The organism is Geodermatophilus normandii (assembly GCF_003182485.1).
GTDB lineage: Bacteria > Actinomycetota > Actinomycetes > Mycobacteriales > Geodermatophilaceae > Geodermatophilus > Geodermatophilus normandii.
Window position 1 is genome coordinate 3635770 of record NZ_QGTX01000001.1, and the last position, 13605, is coordinate 3649374.

Annotated in this window: 14 protein-coding genes; all 14 read right to left on the reverse strand. The window is 73.3% G+C overall.

From position 1 onward, the window contains the following. Positions 1–30: 30 nt before the first annotated feature. On the reverse strand, positions 31–441 hold the full coding sequence (locus JD79_RS17575) for a nuclear transport factor 2 family protein (RefSeq protein WP_110006578.1): 411 nt from the start codon (positions 439–441) through the stop codon (positions 31–33). Further along, entirely contained in the window at positions 438–1649 is a 1212-nt protein-coding gene (locus JD79_RS17580) for an MFS transporter (RefSeq protein ID WP_170149256.1), read from the reverse strand. Before JD79_RS17580 ends, JD79_RS17575 begins: the two co-directional genes overlap by 4 nt. Before the next feature lie 102 nt (positions 1650–1751). Next, positions 1752–2876 (reverse strand): FAD-dependent monooxygenase, encoded by a 1125-nt coding sequence (locus JD79_RS17585; RefSeq protein WP_170149257.1) that lies wholly within the window; start codon positions 2874–2876, stop codon positions 1752–1754. Beyond that, entirely contained in the window at positions 2873–4138 is a 1266-nt protein-coding gene (locus JD79_RS22290; RefSeq protein WP_211308035.1) for an ROK family protein, read from the reverse strand. The genes JD79_RS17585 and JD79_RS22290 overlap by 4 nt, the downstream gene beginning before the upstream one ends. A gap of 53 nt (positions 4139–4191) precedes the next feature. After that, on the reverse strand, positions 4192–5109 hold the full coding sequence (locus JD79_RS17590) for a ThuA domain-containing protein (protein WP_110006581.1): 918 nt from the start codon (positions 5107–5109) through the stop codon (positions 4192–4194). Continuing rightward, positions 5106–5882 carry a TIM barrel protein gene (locus JD79_RS17595; RefSeq protein ID WP_110006582.1) on the reverse strand — a complete coding sequence of 259 codons (777 nt, stop codon included), beginning with the start codon at positions 5880–5882 and terminating at the stop codon, positions 5106–5108. The genes JD79_RS17590 and JD79_RS17595 overlap by 4 nt, the downstream gene beginning before the upstream one ends. A 14-nt stretch (positions 5883–5896) precedes the next feature. Continuing rightward, the gene (locus JD79_RS17600; RefSeq protein ID WP_110006583.1) at positions 5897–6955 is read right to left on the reverse strand and encodes a sugar phosphate isomerase/epimerase family protein; all 1059 of its coding nucleotides are present in this window, start codon (positions 6953–6955) and stop codon (positions 5897–5899) included. Next, a complete protein-coding gene (locus JD79_RS17605) occupies positions 6952–7362 on the reverse strand; it encodes a C-glycoside deglycosidase beta subunit domain-containing protein (RefSeq protein ID WP_110006584.1) in 411 nt (136 codons plus the stop codon). The genes JD79_RS17600 and JD79_RS17605 overlap by 4 nt, the downstream gene beginning before the upstream one ends. After that, a complete protein-coding gene (locus tag JD79_RS17610) occupies positions 7362–8339 on the reverse strand; it encodes a sugar phosphate isomerase/epimerase family protein (protein ID WP_110006585.1) in 978 nt (325 codons plus the stop codon). Before JD79_RS17610 ends, JD79_RS17605 begins: the two co-directional genes overlap by 1 nt. After that, the gene (locus tag JD79_RS17615) at positions 8336–9289 is read right to left on the reverse strand and encodes a sugar phosphate isomerase/epimerase family protein (protein WP_110006586.1); all 954 of its coding nucleotides are present in this window, start codon (positions 9287–9289) and stop codon (positions 8336–8338) included. The genes JD79_RS17610 and JD79_RS17615 overlap by 4 nt, the downstream gene beginning before the upstream one ends. Continuing rightward, positions 9286–10260 carry a sugar phosphate isomerase/epimerase family protein gene (locus JD79_RS17620; RefSeq protein ID WP_110006587.1) on the reverse strand — a complete coding sequence of 325 codons (975 nt, stop codon included), beginning with the start codon at positions 10258–10260 and terminating at the stop codon, positions 9286–9288. The genes JD79_RS17615 and JD79_RS17620 overlap by 4 nt, the downstream gene beginning before the upstream one ends. Then, positions 10257–11222, reverse strand: coding sequence for a sugar phosphate isomerase/epimerase family protein (locus JD79_RS17625; protein WP_110006588.1), 966 nt, complete (start codon positions 11220–11222; stop codon positions 10257–10259). Before JD79_RS17625 ends, JD79_RS17620 begins: the two co-directional genes overlap by 4 nt. Before the next feature lie 98 nt (positions 11223–11320). After that, on the reverse strand, positions 11321–12727 hold the full coding sequence (locus tag JD79_RS17630; RefSeq protein ID WP_110006589.1) for an MFS transporter: 1407 nt from the start codon (positions 12725–12727) through the stop codon (positions 11321–11323). Next, complete coding sequence (locus tag JD79_RS17635) at positions 12728–13510, reverse strand: nuclear transport factor 2 family protein (protein ID WP_110006590.1); 783 nt, start codon at positions 13508–13510, stop codon at positions 12728–12730. Between the last annotated feature and the right edge of the window lie 95 nt (positions 13511–13605).

Genomic DNA, 13605 nt, shown 5'->3' on the forward strand with positions numbered 1-13605 from the left:
TCTCGCCCGGGTGCGACGGACCGCCGGTCCTCACGCGCCCGCGGCCAGGCGCCTGCCCATCTGCTCGTGGACGGCCTGGATCGCCTGCAGCGGACGCACCATCACCCGGAACTCCACGATCCTCCCGGCGTCGTCGCAGCGGACGATGTCCACCCCGTTGACGTAACGGCCCGCCACGCTCGTCTCGAACTCCAGGACCGCGGTGTCCCCGGCGAGGACCTGCTTCGTGTAGCGGAACGCCCCGTCGGGACCGTCGGTGGCGTCGCCGGCCAGGGCGACGGCCGCGGCCTCGAGGTACCGCCTCGTGACCTCCTTGCCGCGCTGCGGGGTGAAGACCACGGGCGAGTAGAAGACGACGTCGTCGGCGAGCAGGTCGTCGAGGCCGCCCGGGGACCCGCCCTCCACGAACCGGTGCCAGCGGGCGATGACGTCGTCGATCACGGGGTTCCCCTCCGTCGGCGGTGCGTACCCCGATCCTGCACCCCGGCGGCCGTCGCGCGGAGGACGTCGACGCTGAGCACCGCGCCGAGCGCCGCCACGAGCCCGGCGAGGAGGAAGGGGACGAGGAAGCCGCCGGACGTCTCGGCGAGCCAGCCCCCCAGCGGAGGTCCACACAGCTGGGCCAGGCCGAAGGCGAGCGTGCAGCGCCCGAAGGCCCCGGCGAACTCCCGCGGGGTCAGGGTGTCCGAGAGGTGGGCGGCGATGACGGCCGGCAGCCCGGACATCATCAGGCCGAACCCCAGGGCCGACACCGTCGCCAGGGGTTCCACGCCCAGGGGCACCAGCAGGATGGCGCCCGCCATCGCCAGGTAGCCGGCGACCAGCGTGGGACCGCGACCCCACCGGTCCGACAGCGGGCCGAGCACGATCCCGCCGGCGACGAGGCCGACGCCGACCAGCGTGTAGACCGCCGAGGCGTGGCCGGCGGAGAAGCCGGCGTCGTCCTCGAGCGCGGTCACCAGGTAGCTGGTGTAGACGGAGTAGGCAAGTCCGTAGGCGGCGTAACCGCCGGTCAGGCCGATCCAGCCGGGGACCCGGCGCAGGGCGGCGGCGCGCACCGGGGCGTCGTCGTCCCGGTGCCGTGCCGGCCGGAGCAGGACCAGGCACAGGACGAGCGTGACGACGGCGATCGCCGTCTCCACCAGGTAGACCGTGCGCCAGGAGGCGTCCCCGCCCCAGGAACGCAGGGTCCAGGTCAGGGCGCTGGCGAGCACGATCCCGCCGCCGATGCCCGAGCCCGCGACGCCGATCGCCGCGCCGCGGCGCGAGGGACGGACGACGGAGCCGGCCAGCCCGGGCGCCGGCACCCAGATGAACGCGCCCCCCACGCCGGTCAGCGTCAGTCCCACCGCCAGGCCCCCGGCGCTCCCGGCACGGGTGAGCAGCCCCAGGCCCAGCGCGCTGCACGCCAGGCCGGCCTGGATGAGCGTGGCCGGGCGGGCGCGGCGCGACAGCGCGCTGACCGCGACGGTCCCGCCGAGGTAGGCGGTGACGTTGGCCGTGGCCACCAGCCCCGCGACGGCGTAGGAGCCCAGCAGGTCCCGGTCGATCGCCGGCAGCAGCAGCGCGTAGGAGAAGCGGCCGAAGGCCTGGGCGACGGCAGAGGCGAGCGCCACGAGCAGGACGAGTGCGCGGGGCCGCACCTGCACGCCGCCACCTCCGACCCCACCGACCGGCCCCACCGGGCGTTCCCGCGCCGAGTCCACCACCTCCGCGTCCCCGGCGCCCCGCACGACCTGCGCCGGCACGGGTCAGACGGGGCGGGCGAGCTCGGCCAGGACCTCCCCGGTGAGCCGGCCGGGGAGGGAGGGGTCCGCGGGCGGGTGCCGCTCCCACTCCCCCAGCCGCACCGACGTCTCGACCACCAGCCGGCAGCGGTCGAACCGCCGCTCGCCGAAGCGGAGCAGCACGGCCGGCACGTCGTCATCGGCGGCCGGCACCCCGGCCAGCATCCCGGCGAGGACGACGGAGTCCTCGATCGCCATGCCGACGCCGTAGGCCAGCTGCGGCGTGGTGGTGTGCACGGCGTCCCCGACCAGCACCGTCCGGCCGCGGGACCACGGCAGCGGGACGAGCAGCGACTGCAGGGAGCGCACGTCGACGTCGCCGTCCAGCGCGTCCGCGACGAGCGGCACCGGGCCGCCGAACGGCCGCAGCCGCTCCCGGAACGCCTCCGTGAGCTCCTCCGGCGGCGGGCGCTCGGCGCCGCGGTCGGGCTCGAGCAGCCAGACGTAGAGGCCGGCGCCGGAGACCGGGACGACGCCGACCTTCCCCAGCTCCGGGCCGCCGTCGAGCATCGAGTACCGCGTGACGTCCGGCGGCCGCGGTGCCGGCGCCCGCCAGATCACCTGGCCGGTCGGGCGCGGCCGCGGCGCCCCGGGCAGGACCGTCAACCGGGTGTGCGAGTGCAGCCCGTCCGCGCCGACGACCACGTCGACGGTCTCGGTGGCGCCGTCGGAGAGCCGGACCTCCACCCGGTCCCCCGCATCGGTCAGGCCGGCCACCGTCGTCCCCGTCCGCAGCTCGGCGCCGGAGGCGGTCACGGCGCCGGTGAGGACCTCGGACAGCGCCGCCCGGGAGATCGCGAGCGACGCCGGCCGGCCGGCGAGCAGCGACGGCGGGGTCAGCGTCCTCCGGACGGTGCCGTCGGCGTCGCAGAGGTCGATCCCGTCGTGCGGGTGGCCGCGCTCGAGGCAGGGCCCGAGCAGCCCGAGGGAGTCCAGCGCCCGCATCGGTGCGCTCTGCAGGACCAGCCCGGGGCCGGACGGACGGACCTCGGGCTGCGCCTCGACCAGGACCACCTCGGCGCCCCGCCCGGCCAGGGCGGCCGCCGCCGTGCACCCGGCCGGGCCGGCGCCGACGACCAGCACCCTCACGGCGCCACCTGCAGCTGCGGCGCCGCGGTGCGCGGCGAGCCGCTGGCCAGCCACAGCGGCATGGCCGACGGCCGGAACAGCGCGTCGGTGACGAGCAGCGCGCCACCGGTCGTCCCCTCCCGCGGATCGAGCGAGGAGGTGCGCACCGACAGCCGGCGGGCGGCCAGCTCGATGAGGCCCCCGGACAGGGCGCGCTCGAACTCCTCGACGAACAGCGGCCCGGACCGCAGGACGCCGCCACCCAGGACCAGCGTGCCCGGGTTGGCGAAGTTCACGATGCCGGCGATCGCGGTGCCGGTGACCCGCCCGGCCCGTGCCACCGCGGCCCGGGCCGCCTCGTCCCCGGCCGCGGTGGCCGCACCGATGTCCTCCCCGGTGATCCGGCCGGTGCGGGCGAGGCACTCGGCCAGCGCCGGGCTGCGGCCGGCCCGCGCGTCCTCGGTCAGCCGCCGGACGAGCGCCCAGCCGCCCGCGACGGCCTCCAGGCAGCCGGTCTTCCCGCACCGGCAGACCGCGGCCGGGTCGTCGGTGACGCGGACGTGCCCGATGTCGCCGGCGGCACCGCTGTCGCCGCGGTGCAGCCGGCCGCCGGTCACCAGCGCGCTGCCGATCCCGGTGGCCACCTTGACGAAGAGCAGGTCGCGGCGTTCACGGGGGGTGCCGCGCTCCCACTCCCCCAGGGCCATGAGGTTCACCTCGTTGTCGACCCAGACCGGCGCGTCGTACCGGGCGGAGAACCGGGCCCGGACGTCGACCCCGTCCCACCCCGGCATGATCGGCGGCGCGATGACGCGGCCGGTCGCGACGTCGACCGGGCCGGGCAGCCCGAGGGCGATCCCCCACACCGGCCGCCCGGGAACGGTGGCCAGCAGTTGCCCGAACAGCACCTCGACCCGCCCGAGCACCACCTCGGGGCCGTCCTGGACGTCGATCCGCTCGAACCGCGAGCCCAGCTCGGTACCGCCGAGGTCGCTGACCGCGGCGTGCAGGGAGACCGCCCCGAGCGACGCCGACAGCACCACCCCCGCCTCGGTCCGCAGCCGTACGGCGCGCGACGGGCGGCCGCGGGTCCCCGTGGCGAGCGGATCGCTCTCGGCGAGCACCCCGAGCGCGATCCCCTCGCGGAGCCGGTCGTTGACCACCGTCCGGCCCAGCCCGCTCACCGACTCCAGCTCCGGCCGGGTGACGGCGACGCCGGTGCGGACGAGGTCGACGATCTGCGCCAGCACGAGGACGTCGCGCGCCGACGGCGGCCGGGTCACGGGTCCTCCTGCGGGCGGCGGGGTCGGGGTCGGGGTCGGGGTCAGTGCCGGGGTCAGTGCCGGGCGGCGGCCGCCGCCGCCGGGACGGCTCGGTCGAAGCGCGACGGGTCGCCGTCGTAGTACGGCCAGACCCGCCACCGCGCCGCCCCGGTCCGCTCGGGCGGCCCCAGTGTGACCTCCCCGGTGGCCGCCCACTCGACGCCGCGCACGAGCAGCGTCATGAACGGGATCTTGCGGAACGTGTCCCAGTCGTGCCCGAGGGTCACGCAGAACGACCGGCCGGCGCCCCACTCGTTCACCCAGGCCAGCGGCTGCTCGGTGTCCATGCCCGGGAGTGCCTCCAGCCCGCCGGGCGGGATGACGACCGGCGTGTGCGCGTTCGGCCATCCGGCGCGGCGGTAGCTGTCGACGTCGTCGAAGACGGTCAGCAGCACCCGCGCAGACGGGTCCATCCGCGCGCCGGTCAGGACGTCGTCGTTGACGACCGCCCACCGCGCGTCGAGCCCCTCGGTGATCGCGTGCCGGGGCTCCGTCGTCCGGACCACGACCTCGCCCTGCGGCCGGGGCCGCAGGCCGGTCTCCCGGCTGAGCGTGGCCCCGCGCATCCGGTCGAACTCCTCGGGCCACCCCCAGTCCGGCTCCTGCACGGACGACCCGTGGAACCAGACCACACCGCGGCCCCGGTCGCGGACGAACCGCAGCAGGGCCTGTTCCGTCGCCGTCCCGAAGCCCTCCGCGACCGAGTGGTAGTCGTCGCGCCCCTCGTACATCACCAGGACGACGTCGAAGCGGTCGAGCAGCTCGTCGCCGATGCCGCGGAACTCCTCGAGCACCCGGACGCGGAACCGGCCGGTCGACTCCAGCAGCGCCGTCAGCATGCCGGTGTGGTGGCGGAAGCTGCGGTGCTCGTTGTCGTGCTCGACGGTGACCCGGCCGGTGGCGAGCAGGACGTCGATCTTGTCGGGTGTCACGCGTCCGCCGCGACCGACCGGATGTACTCGACCGACTTCGTGGTCTCGACGGCCGGGAAGTACTCCAGGCCGATCGGCCCGTCGTAGCCGGAGGCGCGGAGGACGGCCAGCTGGGCGGGCCAGTCGACGGCGCCGCTGCCGGGCTCGTGCCGGCCCGGCACGTCGGCGAGCTGGACGTACTTCACGTAGCCGGCCGCGTTGGCCAGCTCGGTCGCCGGGTCCTCGCCCTGGGCGATCGAGTGGTAGAGGTCGTAGAGGATGCCGAAGCGGTCGGAGCCGATGGCGCGGGCGACGTCCACGGCGTCCTCGGTGCGGTCGGTGAGCGCGCCCGGGTGGTCGACGCGGGAGTTGACCGGCTCGAGGACGAAGTCGACGTCCGCCCCGCGGTGCCGCTCGACGGCCTCGCCGTACATGTCGATGACCACCTGGTGGTTGCGCTGCCGGTTCATGCCGGGGAAGCCCACGCCCGAGGCGAGCACGATCCGGGGGCAGCCGAGGAGCTCGGCGTGCTGGACGGCGGTGTCCAGCCCCTCGTGGGCGGGGGTCAGGTCGGTGCCGGGGAAGGTGAAGCCCATCCGCGGCCCGGCGAGCAGCGAGGTGAGCTGGACGCCGGTGTCGGCGAGCGCCTTGCCGAGGGAGTCGAGGTCCTTGTCGGTGGAGAACCACATCTCTACGGCGTCGAAGCCGGCGGCGGCCGCTGCCCGTACCCGGTCGCCGGCGTCGGGTCCCGCCTCGGTGAAGAGCAGTTCGATGTTGGCGGAGAGCTGGTACACGTCAGGAGTCCTTGTCAGTGGGGAGGGTCGCTCAGGGCGGCCGTGATCGACCGGCGGATGAGGTCGTGCTGCTTGCGGACGAGGTCGACCGGGTCGGCCTCGTCGAGGTCGGCGAAGGCGTGGCCCTCCCACTCGCTGGAGAAGAAGCCGGAGTAGCCGCCGCGGACGAACTCCCGGACGATCGCCGGGTAGTCGATGGCCGGCTCGTCGCCGTGCTCGTCGATGTCGTAGAACTTCGCGTGGACGTGCCTGATCTGCGGCATGATGTCGGCCCACTCGGCCGGGTCGACGTGCCCGTGCATGTTGAACGCCAGCCGCGCGAAGGAGCCGAGCGACTCCGGGGCGATGCCCCGGGTGTGCAGGTACTGCACGAACTCACCGTGCCGGGCGTTGATGTCGGCGTCGGTCGCCCAGATCCGCTGCAGCTCCTCGAGGTCCTGCTGCTCGAGGCCCATCCTCGCGAGCTTGCGCAGGATCGTCGGTGACATGGCGTGCATGGTGGAGCTGAAGTCAGCGACGAAGCCCAGCCGCGGCGAGTCGATCTCCGCGTACGTCTCCCGGATCTCCAGCACCTTGGGCGAGTTCGGGCCGAGCGGGGCGTGCAGCTCCCAGCCCATGGTGAGGTCGAGCTCCTCGGCCACCGGCAGCAGCCGGCGGATCAGCTCCGGCTTGGCGCTCTGGATGCGCACCAGCGGGAAGCCGAGCGCGTGCGCGCTGCGGAACTGGGTGACGGTGAACTCGTACTCCTCGTCGGGCGTCATGTCCCGGTCGCGGCGTCGGCCCATGTCCAGGTTGCAGCCGAACGAGCTGGGCACGAAGCCGTGCCGGTCGAACGCGTCGCGCCAGGCCCGCACGAACTCGGGGGTCACCTCCGGGTAGGTGCGGATCGTCTGCGACGCGACGATCTCGATGCCCGGGCCGATGCCCGCGGCGTCGACGACGTCGAGCAGGCCGGCCAGGTCGTAGCGGCCGGCGGCCCACTCGCTGGTCAGGGAGTAGAGCGTCAACCCCAGCCGGATGCCGCTCCCCTCGACCGCCGGGGCGGCGACGCGGGCGGGCAGGGTCGTGGTCATCGGGATCCTCCGTGCGCGACGAGCGACCGGCGGTCGCTCGCGTGGTTGGTGACGTAGACCTGCGGGGCGATCTGCATGTAGGGCAGCCGCAGGTCGACGGTCACCTCGACGTCGACCTCCTGGCCCTCGGCCGGCGGCTCGGCGAGCGGGACGACCACGACGAGCCGGTCCTGGATGAACCAGAGGACGTCCCACTGGTCGGCCAGCTCCGCGACCCGGTAGGTCCGCCCTCCCAGCTCGACCCGCAGGTCGTCCTCCGGGATCTCACGGCCCTCGACCGAGACCCGGACGTCGCTGACGCTGGACAGCCAGAGGCTCCGGTACCAGGGGACGGTCAGGGCGATGCCGAGCCCCTCGGGGCGCCGGATCAGGCTGTCGTGGGACAGGACGGTGTCACCGGTGGCCATCAGGCGGCCTCCTCCTCGACGAGGGGTCGCAGCTCGCGCTGCACGAGGTAGCCGGCCAGCAGCGCGCTGGCGGCGGGGTGCGGGCTCTGGTCGCTCTCGACGACGATCCAGCCGTCGTAGCCGGCGTCGAGCAGGGCGCGGGTGACGGCCGGGAAGTCGACGAGTCCGCCGTCGGCGCCCGGCTCGGCGAACCAGCGCGGGACCTCCCGGGCACCGCCGCGCACGCGGACGGTCCAGTGCGCGTGCGGCTGCAGGTACTCCTCGGCGTCGTCGACGGCGAGGGCGTCCTTGAACTGCACGTGCCAGATCCGGTCGCCCGTCTGCGCGATGACCGCCAGCGGGTCGATCCCTCCCACGGTGAGCTCGCCGGTGTCGAGGGCGAGGCCGACGAGCGCCGGGTCCGTCCGGTCGAGCAGCCGGGGCACGTGGTCCCGGCGCAGGGCCGAGAGGAAGTCCACGTGCAGCGCCGTCCGCACGCCGTGCTCCGCCGTCGCGCGGCCGACCGCGTCCCAGCACGCCGCGACACGGTCGATCGCCTCGTCGTCCAGCGGCTCGACGTCCCCGGCGCCGGGCACCGGCCGCACGAGCAGCACCGAACCACCGAGCTCGGCGAGGGCCCCGGCGAGCCAGCCCGCCCGCGCCACGATCGCGGGCAGGTCGGCCTCCACCAGCGGCGACAGCGGCCCGGTCAGGTGCTCCATCGAGCGCTCCGCCGGGTCCCAGTACCAGCTGCTGACCGCGTCGAGCGCGCAGCTGCGCAGGAACTCCCGGAAGCCCGTGACCGAGCCGAAGTTGGCCGCGAGCTGCTGCGGGTTGCCCAGCGGCTCCCACCGCCCGGTGCCGTAGGTCAGCTCGACGCCCTCGAAGCCGGCGATCGACACGGTCTTGAGCGCCCGCTCGTGCTGCTCGCGGCGGACGAAGTCGTCGAACTGCGGCTTCCACTGGTTGATCGCATAGGACCAACGGATCGCGCTCACCGGTAGATCTCCTCGAGGACGTTCTTCGCGTACCAGCGGGAGATCGCGGTGCTCTCGGAGTAGTCGCCGCCCTCCTTGTTGGCCTTGTCGTGCTCGACGGAGATCCAGCCGCGGTAGTCGTTGTCGCGGACGGCGGTCATCATCGCCGCGAAGTCCACGAGGCCGTGCGGCGTGCCCATCTCGTAGAACCACTTGCCGGTGGTCGGCGCCATGATCTCGGAGTCGGGCCGGTGCCGGTGGTCGTCGCCGGTCGCGACGTTCCGGGTGTCCTTGAAGTGGAAGCCACTGACCCGGTGCGCGTGCCGCCGGTAGAAGGCCACCGGGTCGACCGACGCGATGCAGTGCTGGGCGGTGTCCACGAACAGCGACACGTACCGGTCGTCGGTGTGGCTGTAGAACGTCTCCAGGTCCGGCTCGCTCTGGATGCCGCAGAAGAACTCGTGGTGGCAGGTGAGCCGCACGCCGTACCCGGCGGTGATCTCCCCGACCTTGTTCCAGCACTCCGCCGTGTACTTGATCTTGTCTGCGGTGATCGGCTCCATGTCGTAGTAGAGCGTCGCCGGCATCACGATGATGTTGTCGAGCCGGATCTCCGACCAGCGGCCCATCGTGACGCGGAAGTCCTCGAGGATGTTCTCGTGCGTCTCCGGCAGGTGCGGGGCGTAGGTGCGGACGTCGTAGTCGGCGGCGTGGAAGGTGTTCACGATCCGCTCCAGGCCGTGGTCCTGGACCATCTCCTGGTACTTCGCCGGGCCGCCGTAGTCGCCGTACATCTGCCAGATCCGGAAGTCGAACGTGTCGATCGCGTCGAAGCCGGTCGCCTTGACCTGCTTCAGGAAGGCCGACATGGTCCGGTGCGAGTGCCACTGGTCGACCGGTCCGGCCGGCCCGTCGCTGCGCCAGTGGTCCATGTAGGACCACTTGATCCGGCGCTCGTCCGCCCCGGTCATCGCTTGGGGATCCCCAGCTCGTGCTGCAGGTACCAGCTGTTGAGCATCGCGAGCTCGGCCGGGTTGCCGCCGTGGTCGCTCTCGACGACCACCCAGCCCCCGTAGTCCCGCTCGCGCAGCGCCGCGACGAAGCCGGGCACGTCGACCAGGCCGCCCTCGGTGCCCAGCTCGAAGAACCAGCGCTCGATCCGCCGCCCGGCGCCGCCCTTGAGCATCGTCGACTCCGCACCCGGCATCCGGTACTCCTCGCCGGTGTCGGCGTAGCGGGTGTCCTTGAGGTGGACGTGGGTGACCCGCTCGGCGTCCTCCCGGTAGAAGGCGACCGGGTCGATGCCGCCGACCGTCAGCTCCGCGGTGTCGAGGGCGAACCCGACGGTCGCGGGATCGGTGGCGGCGAGCAGCGCCCGCAGTTCGTCGGCCGTGTGCACCGCGCCGAGGCAGTCGTAGTGCAGGGCGAGGCCGACGCCGGCAGCCGAGGTCAGCTCGCCGATGCGGTTCCAGACCTCACCGACCAGCTTGATGCCGTCGGCGTCCAGCGGCGGGGACATCCACGCCGAACCGACCGGGCGGACGACGAGCTGCTCGGCACCGACACCGGCGACGAAGTCGACGAGCGGGCGGGCCCACTCGACGATCGCGTCGTGGTCGGCCGGGTCGGCCGTCGACCGGAACGCGTAGCCCTCCTCCTCCTCGGCGGGGGCCTGCGGGTCCCAGAACATGCTCGAGACGCCCTGGACGCGGGCCCGGCGCAGGAAGTCGAGGAAGCCCTGGTGGCTGCCGTGGTTGAGCAGGATGACCTCGGGCCGGGCGATGTTGTCCCAGCGGCCGGTGCCCGACGCCAGCTCGACGTGGTCGAACCCGCACGCGGAGACCGTCTTGAGGGCGCGCTGCTGGTCCTCGTGCCGGACGAAGACGTCGAGCCGGTAGTTCCACTGGTTGAGGGCGTAGGACCAGCGCAGGGTGTCCCTCATCGCGCGGCCACCTCCGCCTCGGCCTCGGCCTGCGCCTCGGCGAGCACGTTGTCGATGTACCACTTGGCGACGGCGGTGGCCTCGGCGTAGGTGCCGCCGCCGAGTTCGGCCTTGTCGTGCTCGACGGTCAGCCAGCCGTCGTACCCGGAGCGCACGATCTCCTTCATCAGGGAGGGGAAGTCGACCAGACCCCCCTCGCCCATCGGGTAGAACCAGCGGTCCACGCCCGGCGCCATCAGCTCCGGGTCCGGCGGGGTCCGGTACGCCTCGTGCTCGTCGACGGTCCGGGTGTCCTTGAAGTGGAAGCCGGTGCACCGGTCGGCGTAGTCGCGGAACACCTGGACCGGGTCGACGCCGGCGATCGTGTGCTGCGCGGTGTCGCAGAAGAAGAAGACGTACTCCGGGTCGGTGTGGCGGAAGAACGTGTCGAGCTGCTCGCGGGTGCGGATCGCGCCCCAGAACTCGAAGTGGCAGGTCGTCCTCATGCCGTGCTCGAGCGTCAGCCGGCCGACCCGGTTCCACAGGTCGGCGACGACCTTGATGGTGTCGTCGGTGACCGGCTCGGTCTGGAAGTAGGTGGACGTCGGCATGACGATGAAGTTCTCCACGCCGGTCAGGCCCTCGCACGCGCGCAGCGTGTTCGTGCAGTCGGCGACGATCCGGTCGTGCGTCTCGCGCACGTGCGGTGCGGTGTACCTCGTCGCGTTCGGGTACGCGGAGAAGATCCCGGTGATCTTGTCGAACCCGTTGTCCTGCAGGAACCGCTCGAAGCCGGGCACGGAGCCGTACATCCCGCCGAGCGCGTGCAGGTAGAAGAAGAAGGTGTCGAAGCCCGTGAACCCGAGAGCCGACAGCTGCTTGACGTACCGGTCCATGTAGGCGCGGTTGAACTGCGGGGGCTGCGGCCCCTGCGGCGTCTCCGTCACCCAGTGGTCCATGTAGGACCACTTCGTCCACCCCACGGTCGAGTCCCCTCGTCGGTTCTTTTTGCATGATCCGTGCATAAATATCGTGGCGGCTCGTGACCGCCGACACAAACGGTTCCTGCCGATGCCGGGCATCAGCGGCGGTGATGCGCCTCGCGGGGCAGGGCCAGGGCGGCGAGGCAGGCGACCAGCTGCAGTCCCGCGCCGACGAGCAGGCCGGCGCGGAACCCGTCGGTCGCCGTGTCGCCGACGACCGAGCTGGCGACCGCCACCAGCGCCGCCAGCCCGATGGCGCTGCCCACCTGGCGAGAGGTCGAGAGCAGGCCCGAGGCCAGCCCCGCCTGCCCCGGACCCAGGCCGGTGGTGGCGGTGACCGTGAGCGGGAGCCCGGCGGCACCGAACCCCGCCATGGCCAGCGTCATCGGCACCACGACGTGCCACCAGTAGGAGCCGCCGCCGTCGATCCGCGAGAGCCACACCAGGGCGCCGGCCGCGACCAGCGTGCCGAGCTGGAACAGCCGGCGCGGCCCGATCCGCTCGATCGCCCGTGAGCTCAGCCGGGCGCCCAGCGCGATCCCGACCGCGCCGGGGGCCAGGACGAGCCCGGCCGTCAGCGGGTCGAGGTCCAGCACCTGCTGCAGGTACAGCACCAGGAAGAACATCATGGCCGGGAGGACCCCACCGGTCAGCGCGGACAGCCCGTTGGCCACGGTCACCGGCCGGACGCGGAACACCGCCAGCGGGACGACGGGCTCGGCCGCCCGGCGCTCGGCGAGCACGAACAGCACGCCGAGCACCGCCGCACCCGCCAGGCAGGACAGGGCGGGGCCCGACGCCCATCCCCGCTCCTCGCCGAGGATCACCGCCGACACGAGCAGCGCGGTGGCGGCGGTGACCGACACCGATCCGGGCAGGTCGAGCCGCCCGCGCGCGTGGTCGGGCGACCGGCCGCGCAGCGCCCAGGCGGCGACGGCGGCCAGCACCGCGCACAGCGGGACGTTCACGAACAGGACCCACCGCCAGCTCAGCAGGCCGGTCAGCAGACCGCCGATGACGCCGCCGAGCGCGCTGCCGGAGGCCGCCGCCGCGGTGAGCAGGCTCAGCGCCCGGGCGCGGGCGCGGGCGTCGGCGAAGCCCGTCGTGACGAGGCTGAGCGTCGTGGGCACCAGGACCGCTCCCCCGAGCCCCTGGACGAAGCGGGCGGCGACCAGCTGCCAGCCCTCCTGGGCCAGACCGCCGGCCAGGCTGGCCGCGGCGAAGAGCAGGAGGCCACCGAGGAACGCCCGCTTGCGGCCGAACAGGTCGCCCAGCCGCCCGCCGAGCAGCAGGAAGCCGGCGAAGGTGAGCGTGTAGCTGCTCACCACCCACTGCAGCCCGGTCGCCGAGAGCCCGAGGCTCTCCTGCATCGGCGGCAGCGCGACGTTGACGATCGAGGTGTCGAGGACGGCGATGAACTGGGCGGCGCAGGCGATCGCGAGCAGCGCGCCCGGCCGCCGCGGCGGCGCCTCGACGGGCGCCGCCGCGGGGAGTGTGGTGTCCACTTACCGGAAGGTGTCCTCGAACTGCGTGTACGGCACCGGCGGCTCGGGGTCGAGCGTCTGGACCCTGTCGTTGGCGTACGGGTGGTGGTCCGTCGTCGTCACCGGCTCGTCCACCGGCGGCAGGAACACCGGGACGCCGTCGTCGCCGAACCACGCCAGCTGCGAGTCGTGGCTCTCCTGGTTGTCCTTGGCGAAGCTGATCCAGTCGCGGTTGAAGGGGGCCCGGGCGACCTCGTAGCAGCGGAAGTGCCAGATCCGCCACTCGCCGTCCTGCTTGACGAAGTCGACGCCGTACTTGCACCACACCCAGTGCGCCCACACCGGCTTGCCGTCGACGTCACCGCCGGACAGGACCCACGGCGGGACGCCCTTGGCGACCTCCGGGTCCATGAGACCGGACTCCAGGCCGGCCATGATCCAGATGCCCTTGGCGGTCTGCCCGTCGGCACCGACCTCGACGACCGGCGTGCTCGTGTAGTGGAACAGCAGCTTGCCGATCGGCTTGGGGCGGCCGCGGTGGTAGGCGGTCACCGACTCGTAGGTCGTGTAGACGCCGACGTTGTTGTACCGCGACCAGATGTCCGGCGTCCCGGGCTTCACCCAGAGCTCGTCGATGATCCGCTCGTCCTGGTAGGCGTTGTGGTAGTGCATGTACCGGTTGAAGACGTTCTCGACCGCGCCGCGGTCCTGCGCACGGGTGGCGGTCAGCTCGGCGGCGGCGAGCCGCTCCTCCAGTGCTGCCAGGCGCTGCTCGAGCGCCTGTGTCTCGTCGGTGGTGGTCATGTCGTGTCCTGCTCCCTCTGTGGGGCGGTTGACGGGGGTCGGGTCCGGGGCGCGCCGGGCGGTCCGCGGAACGGCCGCGGCGTGATCAGCCGGCA

Coding starts and splice junctions, on each gene's coding strand:
- JD79_RS17620 (WP_110006587.1), bottom strand. CDS start 10,260: ATGAGGGACACCCTGCGCTGGTCCTACGCCCTCAACCAGTGGAACTAC.
- JD79_RS17600 (WP_110006583.1), bottom strand. CDS start 6,955: ATGACCACGACCCTGCCCGCCCGCGTCGCCGCCCCGGCGGTCGAGGGG.
- JD79_RS17605 (WP_110006584.1), bottom strand. CDS start 7,362: ATGGCCACCGGTGACACCGTCCTGTCCCACGACAGCCTGATCCGGCGC.
- JD79_RS17615 (WP_110006586.1), bottom strand. CDS start 9,289: ATGACCGGGGCGGACGAGCGCCGGATCAAGTGGTCCTACATGGACCAC.
- JD79_RS17635 (WP_110006590.1), bottom strand. CDS start 13,510: ATGACCACCACCGACGAGACACAGGCGCTCGAGCAGCGCCTGGCAGCA.